A 1,043-nucleotide genomic window follows, 5' to 3' on the forward strand; every position below is an offset into this window, starting at 1 on the left:
CCCTGCCCGCCCTCTTCGAGAAACAGGTCACCCACACCCCCAACCACACCGCCCTCATCTGCGACAACCACCAACTCACCTACACCCAACTCAACGAACGGGCCAACCAACTCGCCCATCATCTGATCTCGCTGGGTGTGGGTCCGGAGGACCACGTCGCCCTCGCGCTGCCCCACACCGAACTGGCGGTCATAGCTGTGTTCGCTGTGCTGAAGGCGGGCGCGGCGTATGTGCCGGTCGACCCGTCCTATCCGCAGGACCGCATCGACTACCTCCTCGAAGACACCCGGCCGGCGTTGACCCTCTCGGCACGGGGCGCCGTCTCTGCTCTCCCCCGCGGAGCATCCGCGTCCATCCTGCTCCTGGATGACGCGGCTTTCGCCGATGCCCTCGCGGACCAGCCGACCGCGGCTCCGACAAACACCCACCGTGTGCGCGAGCTGAGTCCGTGCAACCCTGCCTACGTCATCTACACCTCGGGATCCACCGGCCGCCCCAAAGGCGTGGTCGTCACCCATGCCAATGCCACCAACTTCGTGCGCTGGGCCGCCGACGAGTTCGGAGCCGAGGGCCTGGCCCATGTGCTGCTCACCACGTCATGCAACTTCGACGTGTCGGTCTTCGAAATGTTCGCTCCCCTCATATGCGGCGGCACCATCGAGATCCTGCGCGACCTGCTGGACCTTGCCGATCGTGGCTCCGAGGCGCGACACGTCAGCCTGATCAGCGCCGTCCCGTCCGCACTCGCCGGCGTGATCGCGCACTCCGATGTCGACGTGACGGCTCAGACCGTCGTGCTCGCTGGTGAGGGACTGCCCGTAACGGTGGCGACCCACATCAGGAAGACGTTGTCGGCCCGTCGCCTGATCAATGCCTACGGCCCCACCGAGGCGACGGTGTATGCCAGCACTTGGTCAATGGAGGACAGCGCCTCCACTGTGTCACCGATCGGTCGTCCGGTGGCGAATACGCGGATGTTCGTGCTGGATTCGGGGTTGCGACCGGTGCTGCCGGGTGTGGTGGGTGAGCTGTACATCGCGGGT

General features: G+C 65.9%; 1 protein-coding gene. It reads left to right on the forward strand.

The features are described 5' to 3' along the window. Positions 1-1,043 (forward strand): AMP-binding protein (locus PV419_RS52860; protein WP_319701242.1); only part of this gene is annotated, 1,043 nt, incomplete at both ends.

Origin of the sequence: Streptomyces sp. ME19-01-6, assembly GCF_033793745.1 — a bacterium.
Lineage (GTDB): Bacteria > Actinomycetota > Actinomycetes > Streptomycetales > Streptomycetaceae > Streptomyces.